This is a genomic window from Bacillus pacificus (assembly GCF_020861345.1).
GTDB classification, from domain to species: Bacteria; Bacillota; Bacilli; order Bacillales; family Bacillaceae_G; genus Bacillus_A; species Bacillus_A pacificus.
Genome location: NZ_CP086328.1, coordinates 1,833,741 through 1,853,922, shown reverse-complemented (window position 1 = coordinate 1,853,922; position 20,182 = coordinate 1,833,741). Strand labels below are relative to the sequence as shown.

Sequence of the window (20,182 nt, the reverse complement as noted above, 5' to 3'; positions counted from 1 at the left end):
TTCAGCAAACTTAACATCTCCAAACAAAAAAATCGGTATTGATAATTACATATCAATACCGATTTTCAAATTATTATTTTCCTTCTATTAAATCATTCGCCATTTTCCTAAACTCTTGATTAAATGCATCATTCATACCATTTTGAACGTTAGAGAATAATATGACAAACGTTTTTTTATCCCAGTTAAAATTATTAAAAGTATTCCACCCCGCTAATACGCCGTGGTTATGATAATAATCTGGATACGTATAGAAACTAAATCCATATCTTCTTGCAGGTGATGCCGTAAACATATCTAATACACTTTGTTTAGATAACAGCTTTCCATCCATTATTGCCTCATCTAATCTTTTCATATCTTCAACAGTTGTATACATTTCACCACACCCATACAACCAGTTCATTTTTAAGCGGGGTGCAGCTATTAATTCATTATCTTTTCTCGTATAACCTTCTGCTAAAAAAATATCTTCTGGGAGAGTCGCCCCCATTCCAGATTCATGCATGCCAGCAGAAGTAAAAATATTTTCTTTGACGTATTCAGCGAGCGGTTTATTCGTAATTTTTTCTACAATATATGCAAGCACCATGTAATTATAGTCTGTATATTTCCAGCCTGTCCCTGCAGGAAACTGCAATTTTTGCGCTCCAATCCACGTTACTAACTTTAAACGTGACCCTGCATCCACCCTACCTTGTCCTTGATCTGGCAAGCCAGATGTGTGTGTTAATAGATTTCGTAACGTAATGTTTTTATCTGCTGGAAACGATGGAATATACTTATTTACATTGTCTTCAATGTTTAATTTCCCTTTTTCTTTTAGCTGCATAATAGATATTGCAACGACCGTTTTCGTAATAGAACCAATACGATATTTCGTTCTTCGCGTTGTTACTACTTTATCTTTCACATTTGCATACCCATAACCTTTTCGTAAAATCACATGATCTTTACTAGCTACAAGAACGCTCCCATTAAATCCTTTATCTTTTAAATATTGATCTAGTTTTCCAGCTACAGCTTCATAGCGTTTTTTCTCAGTTGCATCAACTTCTTGCATATCGTCCTTTTGCTTACTATTTAAATTAGAAAATGCCTTTATATCATATTTCTTACCTTTATTTGCATGTATTAGTGCAACGACACTCCCACAAAAAATAGCAAAAACAAAGAAAACGATTAACCATTTCTTTAGCATAATAGGAACCCTCTTTTATATAGTTTCACTTAACGTACATCCATTCTGTTCTATATCTTTTTATTTTCAAATATTTTATAATACTACCTATTATTCACCTAAATGAACTAGATTCCTTTTTCTCATATTCAGTTTTTAGCTACTCTCTATTGTATTTCTTTCTTGCAAAATTTCCACCTTACAATCGGATGCACCCTACTATAATTTCAACATCTTATGTAACATTTGTTACACATGATAAGAAACGGAGTTGTTACGATGAAAAATACTGACAAACGCAATCGCTTAAATGATAGGATGTTTCATTACAGGGTAACAAAAAATAACATAGTTTTAATTGAATATTACATAAAATAGATTATCGTATTAAAAGGAAATGACGCTGACAAATTTTTATACAAAATAAATCATGCACATAATGATACAGAAAAACAACTCATTATGGCTAAAGTAACAGGCAATTTCGAAAGAGGAAATGAGCATAACTGAAAACGAATCTCATTTACATTTTAATTATACAACATATAAAAAAGAAATGTCGCTCATTCGGCATTTCTTTAGACTTTCTTCATAAAAAATTTACATTGCTAACTTTCTTTTATTTTTTTGGTTTTTCTATATAAACTAACTGCTGAGATACATAGTAATACTACTATACACAACCACGCATACGTATACCCTTTCTTATCTACAATATAACCAAACAAAATAGGTGCAACAATAATAGCAATTTGATTGAATGTAAGTGCCAAACTAACTGTTATCCCAACAGAATCTTCCCTCGCCAACTCAGCAACTTCGGCTATAAAAAGACTAAACCATCCAATTGAAAAGAATCCTAACAATGCACTTACACCATACAATACTCCACTCGTTATTGTATGTATACTTATTACTAACAATAGAACCAAACCGATAGAAGCACAGACAGTTATAAATAAAGGTATGCGCCGATTTCCCTTATAAAACACATCACTAATAGCTGCTAATACAACACGGCCAATCATTCCAGAAAAGAACATAACTGAAAATACTGTTCCGGCTACAATAGATGTAATTGATTGTTCCCTTACTAAAAATTTCATGAAGTGTCCAACTAACACCATTTGTAAAGAAATCATGCAAATACCCGCCATATAAATTGGATACAACGCTTTTTTACATATCACTACTTTTAGCTTTGTCCAAAAGGAAATTTTAATATGTCCTTTCCTCGCTTCCTCCTTAACATATGGCTCTTTATAAAACATAAAAAATAATAGCCCTCCAATAATACAAATGCATGCAATACTATTTATCGCGTAAGTCACATTATATTGTATTGTAAGAAACGGGATTAGTACTCCCGCTAACGCGCCACCAATCGGTATACCAGCTTGCCTTATTCCCATCGCTAGCCCACGATTTTCTTTTGGGAACCATTTTAAAATCACTTTACTTCCTCCTGGCTGAGAAACACTATAAAACATTCCTATTAATAAAAGTACAAATAATAACCCATTAAATCCACTTACTATATTAGTTAGTAAAAGCGAACTCCCTAGAAAAAATGAACTGATAGAAATTAATATTTTTTCATTATATTGATCAAGTAGCCGACCGACAAAAAGCATACAAAATAACGGTCCAATATTTACAACACTTACTAACAATCCACTCTCCGTATTCGTAAGCGCATATTCTTCTTTCCAAAATAAAGCGAAAACCCCGACACCATACGTTATAAGTGTCGCTGTTGTTTGAGCAATCGTCGCAACAATTAACATAACCCATTTATAAGTACGATTCACCCTTTCTTCAATCAACATAATAATCCCTCCCCCCTTCCATTGTATGAAAGTTCTGATATCATATAAAATAAAGATTCATCATATAATCCATCAAAAAAATTGATACCTTTTCGGAGGGATGATACGTGGACATAAAAGATTTAACTGTATTTTACGAGGTCGCGAAGGAAAATAATATTTCTCACGCAGCGAAAAATTTGAACTACGTGCAATCAGGCGTAACAATGCGTATGAAACAACTAGAAAATGAATTAGGCGTGCCTTTATTTTACCGTAACGGAAAAGGTGTAACTTTAACTTCTAACGGTGAGATTTTATTAACGTACGCCAAACAAATTATCCACTTAATGGATCAATCTATAAAAGCGGTTCAAAGTAATGGAACTGATCCTAAAGGCACTTTGACAATCGGATGTACAGAATCTACAACTGCGGTAAGGCTTCCCTCTATATTAACGGCCTACTATGAGAGGTACCCAGAAGTCGAATTGATTTTGAAAACAAATACGACTGAACAACTAATTAAGCTTGTATTAGAGCGAAAACTAGACGGAGCGTTTATAGCTGGCTCTACTCAGCATACTGAACTCCATACAACTGTATTTCATGAAGAAGAATTGGTTCTCATTAGTAAAAAACCTTTGTCCTCTCTTACAGACATAGAAGATATGAATTTACTTGCTTTTAGTCACGGGTGCTATTATAGAAGTTTATTAGAAGACTGGCTTCAAGAAGAAGACATCTCACCTAAACGAGTTTTAGAATTCGGGACAATCGAAGCTATACTTGCATGTGTAAAATCAAGTATGGGCGTAGCGATTATGATGAAATCAATTTTAAAGGGGCATGAACATGACGTATCATTCAATCCTTTACCCAATAGCTTCAAAAAAGTTCCTACTACTTTCATTACTAGAAACGATATATTTCGCTCAGCTGCATTACAAAAATTTATGGAGATGACTCACAATGCATGAAAAGAAAATACGTGGTATGAAACGAAAAACAAACACTATGATTAAGCGCATTGAGGAACATACAAAAACGTTCCCTTCTACTTTCTATAACGATGAATATTGGTATATGCCTTTACCAGTTTCTCAAGCTTTTATCGAGTCTCATAAAACACCTAGAAAAGTAAAACGATTATGTATACAAACCTTAATAGATCGAGTAAATCATTTAATAAAAATAAAACCAAGTGATACACATACATATCGAGTTGTTACTATAATTTCTATAGAAAATTTATGGAGATCGCAAATTATCGTATTTAAAAACGATGACTACTTTCAAATTTTTTTCAATAGAAATAATGAATTTCAAACATGGATCCCTCTTTCAATTGAAATTAATTTTTGGGAAACTTGGGGAATTTCAATTTGCCCTACTGCCCAAATGTTGCACTTTCAAGAAGTCATTTATGATGAAGATGCAATCGATAAAAAAGAGATTTGGTTTATTGGAGAGTTATCTTAAAAGGGGTACTTTCAAATGAAAAGCTTCCCTTTTTTCACTTAATAAAATCGCTATATAATAAATTTATTATTTACTATATCGGAGGTTTTCAAATGGTAATACCTAAATATCCTGATGTCCCTACTCTTACGAAAAAACAAATCGATCAAATTACAGAAATCGTTTTTCTAAAAGAAATAACAACACAAAAATGTGATGCTATTTTCGTTTTCGGCGGTTCTCATCCCGGCAATTGGCAAGCTCCTCTAGAAGCTTACCGACAAGGTTTAGGAAATCAAATTATTGTTACAGGTGGTACTAGTTTGCATGGCATGAAACATCCGAGCTGGAATTACGGGGATTTGTCAGATGCAGAAGTAATTGTAAATAAATTAATTGAACATGGCGTACCAAAAGATGCTATCATGTTCGAGAAAAACTCCCTCCATTCTATCGCTAATGTAATAGAAGCGAAAAAGATTTTTGATTTTACAAAGATTAATCGCCTACTATTTGTTTGCAAAAGCTTAGGCGCTGGTCGGCAATACAGAGTATTAAAAAAACATTTACCTAAAACTATTACTTGTATCCCATATACATTTGATACAAGTTTCGATGGTGAGTTTATAATTAATAGATATAATTGGATGGAAAATGAGAAAAGCCGCTCTATGATTTTTGGAGAATACTTGAGAAATATTTGCTACGGTAGAAAAGGCGGCATTGAGCCACCTGAAAATGAGGTTGAAGGTTTAGAAGAATATGTATCCTACTACTATAATCTAGCATAATAGAAAAAGGTATACCAAAACGTCGGTATACCTTTTCTCCTATCTCACTTATTTTTCTTTTAGTACACTATGTAATCGATCAGGGTAATTTGTAAACATTCCTGTAGCACCCCATTTTATTAACAATCTCATATCTGGTTTCTCATTAATTGTATAAGGATGAATTAGCAGTCCATTATTTCTAGCCATTTTCATATATGACTCATCAATAATTAATTCTCCGTTATCATTACGTAAGTTTGGTCCAATACCAACTGCATACTTTTTAATTTCTTGAAAATCTTCATTCGTTACACGTTTCGGTTCATGTGTAATAGCAGACCATTCAACAATTTCATTGTTTTCATTTGGATAATACCAAAGCAGTTGAACTAACGGAATGTTTTTATTCATACTATGAATCTTTGTTAAACTGTCTTTACTAAATGATTGAATCATAACACGACTAGAAGACATGTTTTGACCTATTAAATTATATTTTTCTAATAAAGCTAATAATTTCTCTTCCATTCCTGGATACACATCTGGTGATTTTGTTTCAATGTAATACTTCATGCTTCTTCCGTACTTTTGGAAAATTTCTTCAAGAGTCGGAACCTTTTGACCAACGTACTCTTGCTTAGCCTTTTCTGGATAAGCTTTATTGAACCAAGATCCTGCATCTAAGCTTTTTATTTCACTTAACGTTTTATCTCGTACTTCACCTGTTCCATTTGTAGTGCGATCAACTGCTGTATCATGCATTGCAATCAACTGGCCGTCCTTAGTTAACTGAATATCTAATTCCAAATAATCCGCTTTCATTTTTTTCACAAGATCATAAGAAGCAAAAGTATGCTCAGGTGCATGTCCACTTGCTCCGCGATGTGCAATATTTAAAAACTTATTCGTATTCCATTCATGCTTCCCTTCTGCTTTCGCATGAACAGCTCCCCCAGCAAAGATACTTCCCGTCATAAAGAAGATAACTAACACGCTAATAATTTTTCTCATCCTTCTAATCCTTCCTACGCTGCAAATTTCAACAAGTTAATGAGATTTACACGAAATAGAAGATATACTTTCATCATTTTTATAAGTTTATATTAAAATTCCAATCTTACAAATATAATTCCCCTATGTTATTACTATACTATTTATTTTCCATATCCCCCCTATTCACATGTAACTTCCTATTGATTACAGTTCATCAATAAAAAAAGCCATAAATTATTTAAAGGACACTTCTGTATCCTTAAATAAATTTATGGCTTATCTCAAATATCTCCGGCCTCGATTAACTTGTCGAAATTAATCATACCAAACCTATTAATATTTGTGAATATTATTTTTTCAGTAAAGTGAAGCATATAAAACAATATACTTCCATAGCTACTTAAAAACTACATAATAAATTACTCATTACCTTCTCCAGTATTACATCTGGATTTACCACTGCTTTTTCCGAACGCCATCCAATAAAGCCGTCTGGTCTAATTAATACAGTTCCTTCATTTTCTATCCCATATAATTCACGAAAAACATTTTCTTGAGCAATAAAATCTCCGCTTCCCCCTACTCGATATACATTAATATTTATCCCTAATTTAGATGAAACATCATATACAGCTTCAGCCCAAGAGCTATTGTCTACTCCAGTAAGTAATACAAAATTGTTACCAAATAAGTCTAATATAGAAGCTTCTTTCCCTTTATACATCCCCCAAAAGTGTGGCGCTCGCGTTCCAGGTCTCCCGTTCAACTCTACGCTATCCATTCTATGTGGAATGACTGAGTCATCTATAATCGCCTCTGAACAATACTGATATCCAACTGTAACAGCTAAACCGTCCATATTATTCAGACGGCCTTCCTCTCTATTCGCAGCACGAAACAGTAAACTACTCGCATAATCTGTCGTTAATTTTGCAACAGGGTATCTCTCTTCGTGATATGTTTCTAACAATTTTGCTTTTGCCTTGCCTTTTATAACAGCCGCTAATTTCCAAGCTAAATTGTGTGCATCTTGTATTCCTGTATTGGAACCAAACCCTCCTGTTGGGGGCATAATATGTGCAGAATCGCCAACTAAAAAAATGCGATTATCTTGAAATTTTGTAGCAGTACTTTCACTCGCTTCCCACGGTAAAACACTTACTATCTCCGGCTCAACATTTGTACTTCCTATTGCGGTTTGAATAATTTGTTTACAACGTTCTATAGTGAAATCTTCTGGTTGCTCTCCTTTTAATGGATCGTAGGATACATGGTAAATCCATCTTCTTTCGTTATCAACTGGAATAAGCGCACCAAGAACTTCAGGATGAAGTACCATAGTAAAACCAAATGTATCTCCTTGTATAAATTCACTTAAATCCGCTTCAAAATAAATATTCATATAATAACCACCAATTGTTCCACGGCCCTCGGTACTAATCCCTAAGTGCTCACGTATTTTACTTTTCGCTCCATCCGCTGCAATTACGTAGTCACAATGAACAACGCTCTCTTTTTCCGTTTCACGATCTCGAATCGTTGCAATTACTCCGTTTTCCTTTTGTTCAAATGAAACTAACTCATGATAAAGAGATAGTTGCCCACCTAATGTTTTTGCTTCTAGTAACATCATCTCTTCTAAAGTAATTTGATAACAAGCAGTTTGTTTAGATGGACTAATCTCTTCTATTTTCTGAAGTAACTTTTCATCATTTTCATACTGATTTACCCTCATTTGTGCCAATTCTTCCTGATTCGCCTCAGCTATTGTATGAACCGCTATTCTTCCTCGGCAATTTTCTAACGCTTTACCCGCTGATCTAATTCTTTGTTCTAAACCTAATTCTCGAAATAACTCCATCGTACGAAAAGTGATTCCACCTGCTTTTGGATGAATTGCAGTAGACGGATGCCTTTCAATAAGTAAGTACTCAATATTATGTTTTGCAAGGAATAACGCAGACGCTAATCCTGATAATCCCCCTCCAACAATTAAAACTGGTACATAATTCAATTCCATATACTTATCCTCCACATCATTGTTCTGAGCTCAGTGACATAAATATAATCAAAAAAACAACAAAGATATAGACTTATATTTCATTTTAAATTATCATATAGATAGATTACGCCCCAAATTACTTTTACTTTTTCATACATCTATAATCTGCTTGAATTATGCATGTATGAAAGAGTAAAACGAAACAACTCACTTCAAAATAATAAAAACATGATAAGCGGTCGTAACCCAATAAATTATATAGGGTTACGACCGCTTAATTTTTTGTGCAATGACTTAACCATCCTCATCTGTAAACAACGTATTATTAAGCCTTTTCTATCTCCTACCATTTTCAACTCATAAAATTTCATTCGTCTCGATTTTCTTTCCCAATATTGCAGCTCATACAACAATCATGTAGCATTACCTTATCGAAGTAATGGTCCATCATCTTAAACCTTTCGACTAATTTCCAGGAGGTAAAGTGATTGAAATGAATAAACAAGAACAATTAAATGTTATAAAAAAAGATTTTATTGATTCTCAAAAAGTATTATTGGCAATTGGTGATGAAACACGTCAAGCTATTTTGTTAGTTCTCATGGAAACGGAATGTCAAACAGGATTACGTGTAGGTGAAATTACGAAACAAACACACCTTTCTCGACCAGCGGTATCACATCACCTTAGAATTTTACGAGAAGCCGGTATTATTTTAATGCGAAAAGAAGGTACAAAAAACTTTTATTATATTGATATACGTACAAAATTAAGTTTATTAAAAAATCTTGTATTAGATATCGAAAAGCTATTGCACAACTTTTATTGAAATGTGGAGGTATAAGAAATGAAAGCGATGATAATTGATAAGTACGGAAAAGTCCCAATGCGTATGGCCGAGGTACCTATTCCTGAAATAAATGAGCATGAAGTGCTCGCAGAAATTCATGCAGCTAGTATTAACCCAATTGATTTTAAAATACGCGATGGAAAAGTAAAGATGTTACTTAAATATGAAATGCCCCTAATCCTTGGGAATGACTTTGCTGGTGTCATCATAAAGGTTGGATCAAAAGTAACTCGTTTTAAAGTCGGCGATGAAATATATGCACGTCCAAGAAAAAATAAGATTGGTACTTTTGCGGAATATATAGCCATTCATGAAGATGACATAGCTTTAAAACCGAAAAATTTAAGTTTTGAAGAAGCTGCTTCAATTCCACTTGTTGGCTTAACATCATACCAAGCATTACATGACATTATGCAATTACAAAAAGATCAAAAGATTTTAATTCACGCTGGATCTGGTGGTGTTGGTACTTTCGCAATTCAGTTAGCAAAAATAATGGGCGCTACCGTTACAACAACTGCTAGTGAAGCTGGTTCCGATTTAGTAAAGTCTCTTGGAGCAGATCAAATTATTAATTACAAAACAGAAAAATTTGAAGAAATACTAAAAGATTATGATGCAGTATTTGATACCATTGGTGGTACAACACTTGAAAAATCATTCAATATTATAAAAAGCGGCGGCAACATTGTTTCCGTTTCAGGAATGCCAAATGCTCGTTTCGGTAAAGAATTTGGTTCTGGATTTTTTAAAACATTCTTATTTTCATTAGCAAGTAAAAAACTTACTGCACTTGAAAAAAAGCATAATGCTCAATATTCATTTTTATTTATGAAGCCAAGCGGAGATCAGCTACGCACTATTGCAAACTATATTGAAGCCGGCAAAATCAAACCGGTAATCGATCGCGTTTTCCCTTTTGAGGATGCGCAAAAAGCAATGGAATATTCAGAGGCTGGAAGAGCAAAGGGGAAAATAATTGTAAAAATTAAGTAATAATAAAAACTCCATTTTTTAAAATGGAGTTTTTATATTTGCTGTTAAATAGACATAGTGTACTGAAGTCCTTACAATAGATTGCAAGGGGAAATATCATATTATACTTTTAGCTAATTTTACAAAGAATACATACGTACAAATACATAATAAAAAAAGAAACAAGGAGGAGATAAAATGACTAAAAATAATGAAGCAGGTTGGAATTTAGATAATAGTTATGCTACTTTGCCAAAATCATTTTATACAGACATCCCCCCTACTCCCGTAAGTTCACCGGAGTTAGTTAAACTAAACCATTCGCTAGCAATATCTCTTGGCTTTAATCCTGAAGAACTGAAGAAAGAAGCCGAAATCGCCATTTTCGCCGGTAATGCTCTCCCAGAAGACGCTCATCCATTAGCTCAAGCATATGCTGGTCATCAATTCGGGCATTTTAATATGTTAGGCGACGGTCGTGCTCTTTTAATTGGCGAACAAATTACTCCTTCAGGAAAACGTTTTGACATTCAACTAAAAGGTTCTGGTCCTACTCCGTATTCACGCCGCGGTGATGGTCGCGCTGCACTCGGTCCGATGCTACGTGAATATATTATTAGCGAAGCTATGTATGCACTTGATATTCCAACTACCCGCAGTTTAGCAGTTGTCACAACAGGCGAACCAACCTATCGTGAAACAAAGTTACCTGGAGCTATTTTAACTAGAGTAGCAAGCAGCCATATACGCGTCGGCACATTTCAATATGCTGCAGCTCGCGGTTCTATCGAGGATCTTCAATCGCTAGCTGACTATACAATAAAAAGACATTATCCAGAAATTGAAGATCATGAAAACCGATATACTGCATTGCTACAAGAAGTCATTAAAAGACAAGCAAATCTTATCGCAAAATGGCAACTTGTTGGATTTATTCACGGCGTAATGAACACTGACAATATAACGATTAGCGGTGAAACGATTGATTACGGCCCTTGTGCATTTATGGACAATTACGACCAAGGAACTGTATTTAGCTCCATTGATACACAAGGTCGCTACGCATATGGAAATCAGCCATATATGGCCGCATGGGATCTCGCGCGATTAGCAGAATCTTTAATACCAATCCTACATGACGATGAGGAAGAGGCATTAAAAATTGCTCAAGATGAAATTTCAAAATTTAGCGTACAGTATGAAAACCATTGGTTCCTTGGAATGAAAAAGAAATTAGGACTATTTAGCAACGAGGAACAAGATCAATCACTTATTGAGCAACTTTTAAAAATGATGGAGAAATTTAAAGCGGATTACACAAATACATTCCGTTCATTAACTCTTGATACGTTAGAAAATACCCCTCTATTCGATAGCCCTGAATTTAAAGAATGGTACAAACTGTGGCAATCTCGATTAGAAAAACAAGATGAATCGAAAGAAAATGCCTACGAAATGATGAAAAATAATAACCCATCAATCATCCCAAGAAACCATCGCGTAGAAGAAGCACTAGAAGCAGCTGTCACAAATGGCGACTATAGCGTAATGGAAAAACTTCTTGAAGCTCTAGCAAATCCTTATGCGTATGCTACAGATCAAGAAGAATACTGCGTTCCACCTGCGCCTACGAATCGTCCTTATCGTACTTTTTGTGGGACTTGATTGTTTAATATGTAAAAAGGTGTATTCATACAAATTGTGTGAACACACCTTTTTTATATCCTCACCTCTCAACTAGAACTTTAAAATGCCTCTTCACCAATTCCTTTCTTTACTCCAAAACAAAAACATCACTATTCCAATTGGCTTACTAAAATATTTGTTAAACAAATATTGAGAAATAAAAATCATATTTCTAAATATTGTTATTTTTGATACTATATTTTATAAGAATATTCAAAAAGTGAGGGGATTTCATGAACGTTCAACTACAAGGTAATGAACAAGTTACAAAATTATTTAATGACTGGTATTTAGCTATGCTAAAACAAGATGTGTCCCAGGCGACAAACTTAAAGCATGAAATTGAAGAAAAGCAACTAAACATTACAGAAGATGAAAACTTAGCATTATACTATTCTCTACTAGATTTTCGTTTCAAAGTTTTAACTGATGGTTTAAGTATTACAAAAGACAGTTTCAATAAAATAGATTCTTACGCGATTTCACCTAATCACCAACTTTCTTACTACTATCATTTATTTAAAGCAATTCATGCTACTTTAACAACAAATTATAATTTAGCAGGTGAACATTATGAACATGCTGAAAAGCTATTAGTTAATGTTTCAGATAAACTAGAGGAAGCAGAATATAATTACCGATTCGCTATCTTTAATCAACATTTTTATAAACCGATTGATGCAATTCAGCAAGCAACAAAAGCCAGAAATATTTTCATGACTGAAAATGGGTTTGAGATCAAGTTAGCACTTTGCGACAATATAATAGGTTCCTCATGTGTATTTTTAAAGCAATATGAACAAGCAGAGGAAAAATTCAATTCTGCTCTTTCAATTTTACAAAAACTAAACGAAAAGGATTTAGTTTTAAGCGTTCGCAATAATCTAGGTTGGCTCTATGCAAGTCAAAACCTGTCTTCTCTAGCGATTCGACATTTATCAGAGGTAACAACCAAAGTGCCTACACACTTTAAAGCACTCTTTTTACAAGCCAGAGAGCATTATAAACTTGGTGAAATAAACATTGCTGAAGAACTTATTAAAAAAGGATTGGAAGTTTGTACAGAACTAAGCAATGTTGAATATATACTTCATTTTAAAATTTTACATTCCCTTAACAATAATGAGACAACTGAAGATTTAGAAAATATTATTCTTGAAGGAATTACGTATTTCGACAAAGAATCTTTATATAACTACACTCAAGAATATTCAGAGAAATTAGCAACTAAATTTTATGATGAAAATAATCATGTGAAAGCGAGTGAGTATTTTCATAAAGCGTTACAAGCAAAAGAAAAAACGTTTGAGAAAGGAGCTCTAAAATGATTAAAAAAATTTGTTCTGTCGTTCTAGGACTGTCTGTTATCGGTATTATTTCTATTGGCATAAATAGTTCTTTTACATATCAAGCAAGTCACGCCGATCTCCCTGCACCACAAAGACCTGACCTTGTTCAATCCGTTGACGCAAGTAAAGACTATAACCCAACAACAACTGAAAAGACACTTTAAAAAACGAAAGACCTTCAATTTAGAAGGTCTTTCGTTTTTTAAAGCGCTTATTTAGTTAATGTATTCGAATATTTTTTCATATCCAAATGGTAGTACCAATGACACTATACAGCCTATCATTATTGAAGCACTAGATAAAAGGATAAATTTCCGAAATGATATATCATTCCTCTTGTACCCAGTAAAAGAAGCTTTTATTATAACAAAAACTGTCATCATTATGATAATAGCTGAAAAAGCAGCTACTAAAAACACTTCCATTTTGTTTCCTCCTACAAAACATCCTAACTTTAATTTTACCATTAAATGAGAATAACATAAATAAACTCTTTATTCATACAAGTTTTTCCATATACCTCCGACGGGATTCGAACCCGCACTCCTTTCGTAAGCATAGGCTAAGGGGAACACGCTTCCCTACGGAATTTCACCGACAGGAATTCCACCTGTCTCAGCTTATTTGCTTTTCGGTGCTTCTGAAACCTTCGCCTTGCGACCCGGTGCGACATGTTTTCCGGCGCTCTTCCCTTCTAGAGCTACGGAGGCATTTTTCTTGCAAGTAAAATATATTTCTACAAAATCGGTAAATCACCTTTATTTTCCCAAACTCATTTTGTTTCTTTCATCAATTCCGCAATCCCCTTACTCCCCTCACTACCAACTTTCTCAAGTTTCTCCACAACTAATGCTCTTCTTTCCACAGAATGATTTTGACTTAACTTCGCTTTTCCTTCTATTTTACTAATCTTAATTTTAAAACCAACTATCCCCTTACTTAATCCCACCATATAATTTGGATCTACATCATCAAGTGAGTAGGCACTCTGTGGATCTTCATATGTATGTACTAAATCTTGAAGAGAATTTATTAATTCCTGTTCATCTTCAACAATTTCTAATTCACCATATACATGCACTGCAACGTAATTCCATGTTGGTACTGCATTGTTTGTTTCATACCATGACGGAGAGATGTAACTATGTGGTCCTTGAAATATAGCTAGTACTTGCTGAGTCCCAATATCTTTCCACTGTTCATTCGGCCGTGCGAAGTGACCATGTAACGTGAGTGTTTCCCTATTTAACAACAATGGCAAATGTGTTGCATATGGTTCCCCGTTATGTTGAGAAAATAATGTCGCAAAGCTATTTTGTTCCATTATTTCATACTTCACCTCTTCATCTTGTATTGCAAAATATTTTGGTATGTACATAAGCTCCCTCTTTTCCGATCTTTTATTTCTCATTATATTTAAATCTCGTAGCATTCAACAGGGCCAGTTTATATTTGTTTTATAATGGCAGCGTTCTATTTCAAAAGAATAGGCAGCATGTATTCCATGCCGCCTTAGTTTATTTCTTCTAATATATTTGTAATAGATTTCGTCTTACCTTCACTATAGCTAGTTCTACTTTTTGACTCTCTTGCTAACTCTTCCTTTAAACGTCCATATTCACCAGCAACATCGTCATGTTCACGAAGGTAATCCCGAAACGCTATATGTTTTCTTAACTCTTCACTATTTTTATCACAAACATATAAATGATGTTCCATCCAAACTGTACTTTCTTCACTCCACGGAACGAAAGCGTCCTTTCTGCCAAACGCCTCTCTCCCTTTGTAGCTCCATTTTGCCTGATGATAGTATCCTATCGCTTCAAGCTTTGTTACTACTTTAGAAAAAAAACCATAATCTTCTATTACAATATCAATATCTAATATTGGTTTTGCTGCAAGCCCTTTGATAGATGTACTCCCAACATGTTCAATGGATAAAATGCTGTCTTCCATTACATCGTTAATGAGAGTTTGTAGCTTATTAAATTCACTTTCCCATTTGATGTTATATTCTTCGATAGTAATTCTTTGTTTCAATGTATCCCTCTCCTCAAAAGCAACTATAACCTCTGAATATGAGTATCCTTAAAATCTGTCTCATATTTCAATCCATATCCAAACATTCGATCCATTCCAATATGTGCTGTCCATATTAAACCGATCATTATAACCGTATCTACCTTAAAATAGACTCCTATGATAGCTATTACTATCGATATAATATATGTGTGACATATATTATAAATCTTAGCACCTACATGATTATTTATACCATACGCTAATATTGATAAATCCGGAGCTAAAAGGAACAGAAAAAATATTATCCAACTAAATTCATATACTGAATACGCATAAATCGCAGCTATGAAAACAACTAGCCCTTCAAAATGTACAATACGTTTTTGCATTCTTTATCATTCCTATTTTTCTATATTTACCGATAAAGTTTCATCACTGAAAGTATCCTTTGCATTTTTTGACCAGATGGTTGCTAAAATCGGTCCTGCAATGTTATGCCATACTGCAGCTAATACACTTGGGAGTGCGGCAGCTGGTCCAAAATGTGCTGTTGCTAGCGCAACACCTAGGCCTGAATTTTGCATTCCTACTTCTATTGAAATAGCTCTTCTTGTCCCTTCATCTAGTCCAAGTACGAATGCTGTTATATATCCGAGTAAAAAACCAAATGCATTATGAAGCATAACTGCGATAAATATAAGAAGTCCTGAAGAAGTAATGCTACTTACATTTGCTGAAACTACCGCTGAAACGATAATGATAATTGCTACAACTGATATGAAAGGGATAACGGTCATTCCTTTCGTAACAGTTTTAGGGAAAAACTTCTTCACTACTAATCCTAAAATAATCGGTATGATAATGACTTGTACGATAGAAAGAAACATAGACATAGGATTAACCGGCATCCATTGTCCTGCAAGCAATAGTAAAATAAGAGGTGTAGCAATTGGTGCTAGTAACGTTGATAATGACGTCATTGCAATAGACAACGCTAAGTTCCCTTTTGCTAAATAAACCATAACATTTGATGCGGTGCCACCCGGTACTGAACCGAGTAACACTAGTCCAGCTGCTAATTCGGCTGGCAGATTCATAACGTAGGCTAGTACGTATGCGACAAGTGGCATAATAATAAACTGAGCACATACACCGATAATAACTGGCAATGGTTTTGTAGCTATGATTTTAAAATCAACAGCCTTTAACGTTAATCCCATCCCAAACATGACAACTCCAAGTAAAATCGTTATGTAACTATTTAACCCAAGAAATGGCGCGGGAATAAAATACGCAATAGCTGCAATACAAATAACCCAAAATGCAAAATATTTTCCAGCTATATTACTTATCGCTTCTAGTACTTTCACCCGATCAACCCCTATCCTTTAATTCAAACACCTTATTCGGATTCAAAATATTTTGCGGGTCAAGAGCTTTCTTTATTTTCTCCATTACGAGTAATGCCGCCCCATGTTCTTCTTCTTGGTACTTCCGCTTTCCGATTCCAACGCCATGTTCTCCCGTACACGTTCCCCCTCGTTTAAGAGCATACAAAACGATATTTTCATTTATTTCGTCTGCCTTTTCCACTTCTTCTTTATCGTTAGGATCAATCATTAAGAGCACATGGAAATTCCCATCTCCTACATGACCAAGAATACCACCAACAAGACCAACCTTATCTAATGTCTCTCTCGCATGTTGAATTGCCCCAGCCAATTCTGAAATTGGTACACATACGTCTGTACTCATTAATTTTTTACCAGGATAACTATGCACATAAGAGTACGCTAAGTTATGTCTTGCATCCCACAGTTTATTTCTCGCTGCTGTCTCCGTCTCAAACGCAACTTCTTTACATTTATGATCAAAAACAATTTCTTTCGTAAACTCAATATCTTGCTTTAGCCCTGCTTCATTACCGTGAAACTCTAAAAACAGCGTAGGCTCTTCTCTGTAACTTGTTTCACTATAATGATTGACTTGTTTTATAGATAGTTCATCAACGAGTTCAATTCTCGCAATTGGAATACCCGCTTGTAATATGTTAATAACAGCTTCTACTGCATCATTTATAGTTGGAAACGATGCTCTCGCGGCCATAACATGTTCTGGTATACCGTATATTTTTAGTGTTAATTCCGTAAAACATCCAAGCGTACCTTCTGATCCTACGAAAACACCATTTAAATGGTAACCTGATGACGACTTCGCAGCTAAATTCCCAGTATGTATTACTTCCCCATCAGCAAGAACGACTTCTAAATCACGAACTTGATCACGCATAACGCCATATTTCACGGCTGTCGTTCCACTCGCATTTGTAGCGGCCATTCCACCTAACGTTGCATCTGCCCCTGGATCTACACTAAAAAATAAACCGTATTTCTTTAACTCTTTATTAAGCTGAGAACGAGTCACTCCCGGCTGTACTCTCACTAGAAAATCTTTCTCTCTTATCTCGAGTATTTTATTCATAAGTGAAAAGTCCATTGTAATTCCTTTTTCATATGGAATAACATGCCCTTCTAAACTAGAGCCTACCCCAAAAGGAACGACAGTTTTTTTATGCTCACTCGCTACTTTCATTATTCTACTAACCTCTTCGGTCGTTTGCGGAAAAACTACTACATCAGGTAAACTACTAGCATGATAAGATTCATCTTTACTATGTAACTCTCTTACTGTCGTATTGATTACTACTCGATCTTCAGGAATTACGTTTTTTAATTCATTTACTAAACGCTCTACTGTTATTTCCATCGTACACTCTCCTACTCTCTATAAATTTGAATTACAAAATATGTTAAGTGTTTTATACATAATAATCCGAAAAATTAAATAATTCAAGTTTTATACATATGCAATTCGTTTCATACTGTCGAATAAACAAAAAGAACTTGCAATACCTATCGCAAGTTCTTTTCTATAAAACTACATTTTAAACGACTTCTTTATTAACAACATAAACCAAATTAAAGTAACTGCCATCAACGAATGAGAAAAACCAACAATATAAGTTAACCCTTTAAAGTCCGCTCCATTTAACTGAAGAAGCCCTCTTGCTGCTAGCGAACCTAACATTAAAATTAGTGCGATATTATGTACAACAAACCACTTATTAAAACTTTTCGCTTCATGAAACGCGAATACTTTTGCTAATCCTAAAGCAATTAAAAAGAAGAAAAAGCCGAGTACAAGTGTATGTGTATGTAAAAGGTTTAACAAAGTAGATCCTACAATCCCTTTATACTTTCCATACTCCCTAGCGAAAATCCCTGATAATAAACCGATAATCAAATACGTAAACGATGCATTATATAATTTCTTCATTATGTGCCTCCTTGAGTAGAATGTGTAGTGTGTCATATTTAGTAATAATGATAGTTATATAGTAAAAACTCCTAGTCACCTAGGAGTCATTGTATAAGCATCTCACTCTTTACAATCAATTCTAATTATAAAATATCCCTTTATGCAAAACAAACGAACTTTATGTGAACAATCCGGGCTCTTTTAAAATATGTTGCGATTTTGTATTACACAATCCATACTAATGATTATAAATGTTAAAGGTGGTGCAGTAGCTTGATAGTTCTTGAAACGGAACGACTCACTCTTCGTTGGCTCGATATAAAAGATGCTCCGTTTATTCTTGAGTTAGTAAACGATCCTGCATGGATTCAGTTTATCGGTAATAAAGGAGTTAGAACCCTGGAAGACGCAACAAATTATATTGTAAACGGACCAATCGATATGTATAACAAACTTGGATTTGGTCTTTACTTAGTAGAGCGAAAAGAAGATCTCACTCCACTCGGTATGTGCGGTCTTATTAAAAGAGATTCATTAGAAGATGTTGATATTGGCTTTGCCTTTTTAGAAGAATTCCGTTCAAAAGGATATGGCTACGAGTCAGCTTCTGCTGTAATAGACTACGGTGTACAGAACCTAGGTCTGAAACGAATTGTAGCAATTACTACTATTGATAACATCCATTCAGGAAAGCTTTTAGAAAAAGTAGGATTGAAGTTCGAAGAGATCATTTCGGACTCAGGGGAAGATTTAAAATTATTCGGGTATAACGCGTAAAAAAGATTTTGAAAGAAAAACCCTTGATTTGTCTACGCTAAGCAGAAAATCAAGGGTTTTATTTATGTTCTAAGAGGCGTAATGATCGAATAGAATGCTCTTCAATATGTAAATCTGTTTCGTGATGTAGTAAACCATCAATGACATGAACGGCATCCCTAGCATTCGGATTAATCACTTTTGTATGAAAGCTAGAGAATTGATCACTCCTAAAGCGATAAAGTGAAACTTTAATTAGTGAGGGTTTTCTTCATCCCCCACTGATTATTAGCCTTCACCAATCGGAATTTAATGGTAGCACCTTTACCTGTTCCGTACTGTGGATTTGCGTCTGCATGTAAAGGTGACCCCCCATTTGCATGCCAATCCCATCTGAAGACGAAGTGGTACCATCTCCCCAATAAGAAGCTAAATCTAGTTGGTGCTGGTAATTTACTAATGTTGTCTGTGCCTTATTCATTGAGTCTTCACCACTCGTTTTTTATCGGGCTTCTTTTTACTGTACTTTTATTTTCTTTATGAGTTATTAGAAAAATAATTGTCTATATAAGTCTTTATTTTTTCAAAATCCTTTTCCATAAATAAGTTTGCTGGTACTTCAATTATTGGAAGATTATTTTCATTATCAAAAGGTGGACACGGTTTGGGAACTACCAAATAGTCAACTGAGTTTTTATCTCTAATATAATTAATCGAAACATCATAATACTTAGAAAAATATTCCTTCAAATCATCCTGATTCCTTAAAAATGGTAGAGAAAATATTGAACCATAATTTATACCAGCGTCGACAATTAATACAAAGCATATTTTTTTCATGATACACCCTCCTCGTATAATAAGTTTTAAGTTAATAACTGTTCCTTGAAAATTAAATAGTTTTTATCTTCAAGAGCTACATCAAAAAAATGATGTATGGGTAAAATTTAGTCTTGGATACCAGGGGACCACCCAGATAATGGAAGTATAGAAATGGATCCATCGGGAA

Annotated in this window: 21 protein-coding genes and 2 pseudogenes; 10 read left to right on the top strand and 13 right to left on the bottom strand. The window is 34.4% G+C overall.

The window, feature by feature from the left end; translation table 11 throughout:
* Positions 1 to 73: 73 nt before the first annotated feature.
* The gene (locus LMD38_RS09630) at positions 74 to 1,201 is read right to left on the bottom strand and encodes a serine hydrolase domain-containing protein (RefSeq protein WP_062821437.1); all 1,128 of its coding nucleotides are present in this window, start codon (positions 1,199 to 1,201) and stop codon (positions 74 to 76) included.
* A gap of 258 nt (positions 1,202 to 1,459) precedes the next feature.
* On the opposite strand from LMD38_RS09630, the pseudogene LMD38_RS09625 reads away from it, so the two are divergent.
* A pseudogene (locus tag LMD38_RS09625) lies at positions 1,460 to 1,690 on the top strand (hypothetical protein).
* A gap of 98 nt (positions 1,691 to 1,788) precedes the next feature.
* Here the strand turns inward: LMD38_RS09625 and LMD38_RS09620 are convergent.
* Positions 1,789 to 3,009: an MFS transporter gene (locus LMD38_RS09620; protein ID WP_016718159.1), complete on the bottom strand. Its 1,221-nt coding sequence runs from the start codon at positions 3,007 to 3,009 to the stop codon at positions 1,789 to 1,791.
* Between the two features lie 107 nt (positions 3,010 to 3,116).
* Here LMD38_RS09620 and LMD38_RS09615 point away from each other — a divergent pair, with 107 nt between their 5' ends.
* The 3 genes from LMD38_RS09615 to LMD38_RS09605 all read left to right on the top strand — a co-directional run bounded on the left by LMD38_RS09615 (position 3,117) and on the right by LMD38_RS09605 (position 5,240).
* Positions 3,117 to 3,968 carry a LysR family transcriptional regulator gene (locus LMD38_RS09615; protein ID WP_016718160.1) on the top strand — a complete coding sequence of 284 codons (852 nt, stop codon included), beginning with the start codon at positions 3,117 to 3,119 and terminating at the stop codon, positions 3,966 to 3,968.
* Positions 3,961 to 4,470, top strand: coding sequence for a DUF3916 domain-containing protein (locus LMD38_RS09610; protein ID WP_016718161.1), 510 nt, complete (start codon positions 3,961 to 3,963; stop codon positions 4,468 to 4,470). The genes LMD38_RS09615 and LMD38_RS09610 overlap by 8 nt, the downstream gene beginning before the upstream one ends.
* 92 nt (positions 4,471 to 4,562) lie before the next feature.
* Positions 4,563 to 5,240: a YdcF family protein gene (locus LMD38_RS09605; protein WP_016718162.1), complete on the top strand. Its 678-nt coding sequence runs from the start codon at positions 4,563 to 4,565 to the stop codon at positions 5,238 to 5,240.
* Between the two features lie 48 nt (positions 5,241 to 5,288).
* On the opposite strand, the gene LMD38_RS09600 is transcribed toward LMD38_RS09605, so the two are convergent.
* A complete protein-coding gene (locus LMD38_RS09600) occupies positions 5,289 to 6,233 on the bottom strand; it encodes a glycerophosphodiester phosphodiesterase (protein WP_062821439.1) in 945 nt (314 codons plus the stop codon).
* A 382-nt stretch (positions 6,234 to 6,615) separates the two neighbouring features.
* The gene (locus LMD38_RS09595) at positions 6,616 to 8,235 is read right to left on the bottom strand and encodes an FAD-dependent oxidoreductase (RefSeq protein ID WP_062821440.1); all 1,620 of its coding nucleotides are present in this window, start codon (positions 8,233 to 8,235) and stop codon (positions 6,616 to 6,618) included.
* 466 nt (positions 8,236 to 8,701) lie between these two features.
* Here LMD38_RS09595 and LMD38_RS09590 point away from each other — a divergent pair, with 466 nt between their 5' ends.
* The 5 genes from LMD38_RS09590 (at position 8,702) to LMD38_RS09570 (ending at position 13,241) form a co-directional block, all read left to right on the top strand.
* The gene (locus LMD38_RS09590; RefSeq protein WP_000571881.1) at positions 8,702 to 9,046 is read left to right on the top strand and encodes an ArsR/SmtB family transcription factor; all 345 of its coding nucleotides are present in this window, start codon (positions 8,702 to 8,704) and stop codon (positions 9,044 to 9,046) included.
* An 18-nt stretch (positions 9,047 to 9,064) separates the two neighbouring features.
* On the top strand, positions 9,065 to 10,063 hold the full coding sequence (locus LMD38_RS09585) for an NADP-dependent oxidoreductase (protein ID WP_062821441.1): 999 nt from the start codon (positions 9,065 to 9,067) through the stop codon (positions 10,061 to 10,063).
* A gap of 177 nt (positions 10,064 to 10,240) precedes the next feature.
* The gene (locus tag LMD38_RS09580; protein ID WP_062821442.1) at positions 10,241 to 11,707 is read left to right on the top strand and encodes a protein adenylyltransferase SelO; all 1,467 of its coding nucleotides are present in this window, start codon (positions 10,241 to 10,243) and stop codon (positions 11,705 to 11,707) included.
* Positions 11,708 to 11,961: 254 nt separating this feature from the next.
* Positions 11,962 to 13,056: a Rap family tetratricopeptide repeat protein gene (locus tag LMD38_RS09575; RefSeq protein WP_016718170.1), complete on the top strand. Its 1,095-nt coding sequence runs from the start codon at positions 11,962 to 11,964 to the stop codon at positions 13,054 to 13,056.
* Entirely contained in the window at positions 13,053 to 13,241 is a 189-nt protein-coding gene (locus LMD38_RS09570; RefSeq protein ID WP_061183452.1) for a Phr family secreted Rap phosphatase inhibitor, read from the top strand. Before LMD38_RS09575 ends, LMD38_RS09570 begins: the two co-directional genes overlap by 4 nt.
* Before the next feature lie 51 nt (positions 13,242 to 13,292).
* On the opposite strand, the gene LMD38_RS09565 is transcribed toward LMD38_RS09570, so the two are convergent.
* From LMD38_RS09565 to LMD38_RS09535, 7 genes are all read right to left on the bottom strand, one after another.
* Positions 13,293 to 13,502, bottom strand: a complete 210-nt coding sequence (locus LMD38_RS09565; protein ID WP_061183451.1) for a hypothetical protein — start codon at positions 13,500 to 13,502, stop codon at positions 13,293 to 13,295.
* Between the two features lie 347 nt (positions 13,503 to 13,849).
* Positions 13,850 to 14,455 (bottom strand): FMN-binding negative transcriptional regulator, encoded by a 606-nt coding sequence (locus tag LMD38_RS09560; RefSeq protein WP_016718173.1) that lies wholly within the window; start codon positions 14,453 to 14,455, stop codon positions 13,850 to 13,852.
* A 134-nt stretch (positions 14,456 to 14,589) separates the two neighbouring features.
* Positions 14,590 to 15,117, bottom strand: coding sequence for a GrpB family protein (locus tag LMD38_RS09555; protein WP_061183450.1), 528 nt, complete (start codon positions 15,115 to 15,117; stop codon positions 14,590 to 14,592).
* A gap of 23 nt (positions 15,118 to 15,140) precedes the next feature.
* Positions 15,141 to 15,488 carry a DUF4260 domain-containing protein gene (locus LMD38_RS09550; RefSeq protein ID WP_061183449.1) on the bottom strand — a complete coding sequence of 116 codons (348 nt, stop codon included), beginning with the start codon at positions 15,486 to 15,488 and terminating at the stop codon, positions 15,141 to 15,143.
* Between the two features lie 12 nt (positions 15,489 to 15,500).
* The gene (locus LMD38_RS09545) at positions 15,501 to 16,469 is read right to left on the bottom strand and encodes a bile acid:sodium symporter family protein (RefSeq protein WP_061183448.1); all 969 of its coding nucleotides are present in this window, start codon (positions 16,467 to 16,469) and stop codon (positions 15,501 to 15,503) included.
* A gap of 4 nt (positions 16,470 to 16,473) precedes the next feature.
* A complete protein-coding gene (locus LMD38_RS09540; protein ID WP_061183447.1) occupies positions 16,474 to 17,865 on the bottom strand; it encodes an FAD-binding oxidoreductase in 1,392 nt (463 codons plus the stop codon).
* Between the two features lie 171 nt (positions 17,866 to 18,036).
* A complete protein-coding gene (locus tag LMD38_RS09535; protein WP_061183446.1) occupies positions 18,037 to 18,435 on the bottom strand; it encodes a DUF2871 family protein in 399 nt (132 codons plus the stop codon).
* 255 nt (positions 18,436 to 18,690) lie between these two features.
* Here LMD38_RS09535 and LMD38_RS09530 point away from each other — a divergent pair, with 255 nt between their 5' ends.
* On the top strand, positions 18,691 to 19,194 hold the full coding sequence (locus LMD38_RS09530; RefSeq protein WP_061183445.1) for a GNAT family N-acetyltransferase: 504 nt from the start codon (positions 18,691 to 18,693) through the stop codon (positions 19,192 to 19,194).
* Between the two features lie 58 nt (positions 19,195 to 19,252).
* On the opposite strand, the pseudogene LMD38_RS09525 reads toward LMD38_RS09530, so the two are convergent.
* Positions 19,253 to 19,654 (bottom strand): annotated as a pseudogene (locus LMD38_RS09525) (Tn3 family transposase).
* A 56-nt stretch (positions 19,655 to 19,710) separates the two neighbouring features.
* Positions 19,711 to 20,013: a hypothetical protein gene (locus LMD38_RS09520; RefSeq protein WP_062821443.1), complete on the bottom strand. Its 303-nt coding sequence runs from the start codon at positions 20,011 to 20,013 to the stop codon at positions 19,711 to 19,713.
* Between the last annotated feature and the right edge of the window lie 169 nt (positions 20,014 to 20,182).

What these genes read in the sequence shown, in the direction of transcription:
- LMD38_RS09550 (WP_061183449.1), bottom strand. Translation starts at nt 15,488, where the DNA reads ATGCAAAAACGTATTGTACATTTTGAAGGGCTAGTTGTTTTCATAGCT.
- LMD38_RS09535 (WP_061183446.1), bottom strand. Translation starts at nt 18,435, where the DNA reads ATGAAGAAATTATATAATGCATCGTTTACGTATTTGATTATCGGTTTA.
- LMD38_RS09610 (WP_016718161.1), top strand. Translation starts at nt 3,961, where the DNA reads ATGCATGAAAAGAAAATACGTGGTATGAAACGAAAAACAAACACTATG.
- LMD38_RS09580 (WP_062821442.1), top strand. Translation starts at nt 10,241, where the DNA reads ATGACTAAAAATAATGAAGCAGGTTGGAATTTAGATAATAGTTATGCT.
- LMD38_RS09630 (WP_062821437.1), bottom strand. Translation starts at nt 1,201, where the DNA reads ATGCTAAAGAAATGGTTAATCGTTTTCTTTGTTTTTGCTATTTTTTGT.
- LMD38_RS09540 (WP_061183447.1), bottom strand. Translation starts at nt 17,865, where the DNA reads ATGGAAATAACAGTAGAGCGTTTAGTAAATGAATTAAAAAACGTAATT.
- LMD38_RS09570 (WP_061183452.1), top strand. Translation starts at nt 13,053, where the DNA reads ATGATTAAAAAAATTTGTTCTGTCGTTCTAGGACTGTCTGTTATCGGT.
- LMD38_RS09620 (WP_016718159.1), bottom strand. Translation starts at nt 3,009, where the DNA reads ATGTTGATTGAAGAAAGGGTGAATCGTACTTATAAATGGGTTATGTTA.
- LMD38_RS09585 (WP_062821441.1), top strand. Translation starts at nt 9,065, where the DNA reads ATGAAAGCGATGATAATTGATAAGTACGGAAAAGTCCCAATGCGTATG.
- LMD38_RS09565 (WP_061183451.1), bottom strand. Translation starts at nt 13,502, where the DNA reads ATGGAAGTGTTTTTAGTAGCTGCTTTTTCAGCTATTATCATAATGATG.
- LMD38_RS09605 (WP_016718162.1), top strand. Translation starts at nt 4,563, where the DNA reads ATGGTAATACCTAAATATCCTGATGTCCCTACTCTTACGAAAAAACAA.
- LMD38_RS09560 (WP_016718173.1), bottom strand. Translation starts at nt 14,455, where the DNA reads ATGTACATACCAAAATATTTTGCAATACAAGATGAAGAGGTGAAGTAT.
- LMD38_RS09575 (WP_016718170.1), top strand. Translation starts at nt 11,962, where the DNA reads ATGAACGTTCAACTACAAGGTAATGAACAAGTTACAAAATTATTTAAT.
- LMD38_RS09595 (WP_062821440.1), bottom strand. Translation starts at nt 8,235, where the DNA reads ATGGAATTGAATTATGTACCAGTTTTAATTGTTGGAGGGGGATTATCA.
- LMD38_RS09600 (WP_062821439.1), bottom strand. Translation starts at nt 6,233, where the DNA reads ATGAGAAAAATTATTAGCGTGTTAGTTATCTTCTTTATGACGGGAAGT.
- LMD38_RS09520 (WP_062821443.1), bottom strand. Translation starts at nt 20,013, where the DNA reads ATGAAAAAAATATGCTTTGTATTAATTGTCGACGCTGGTATAAATTAT.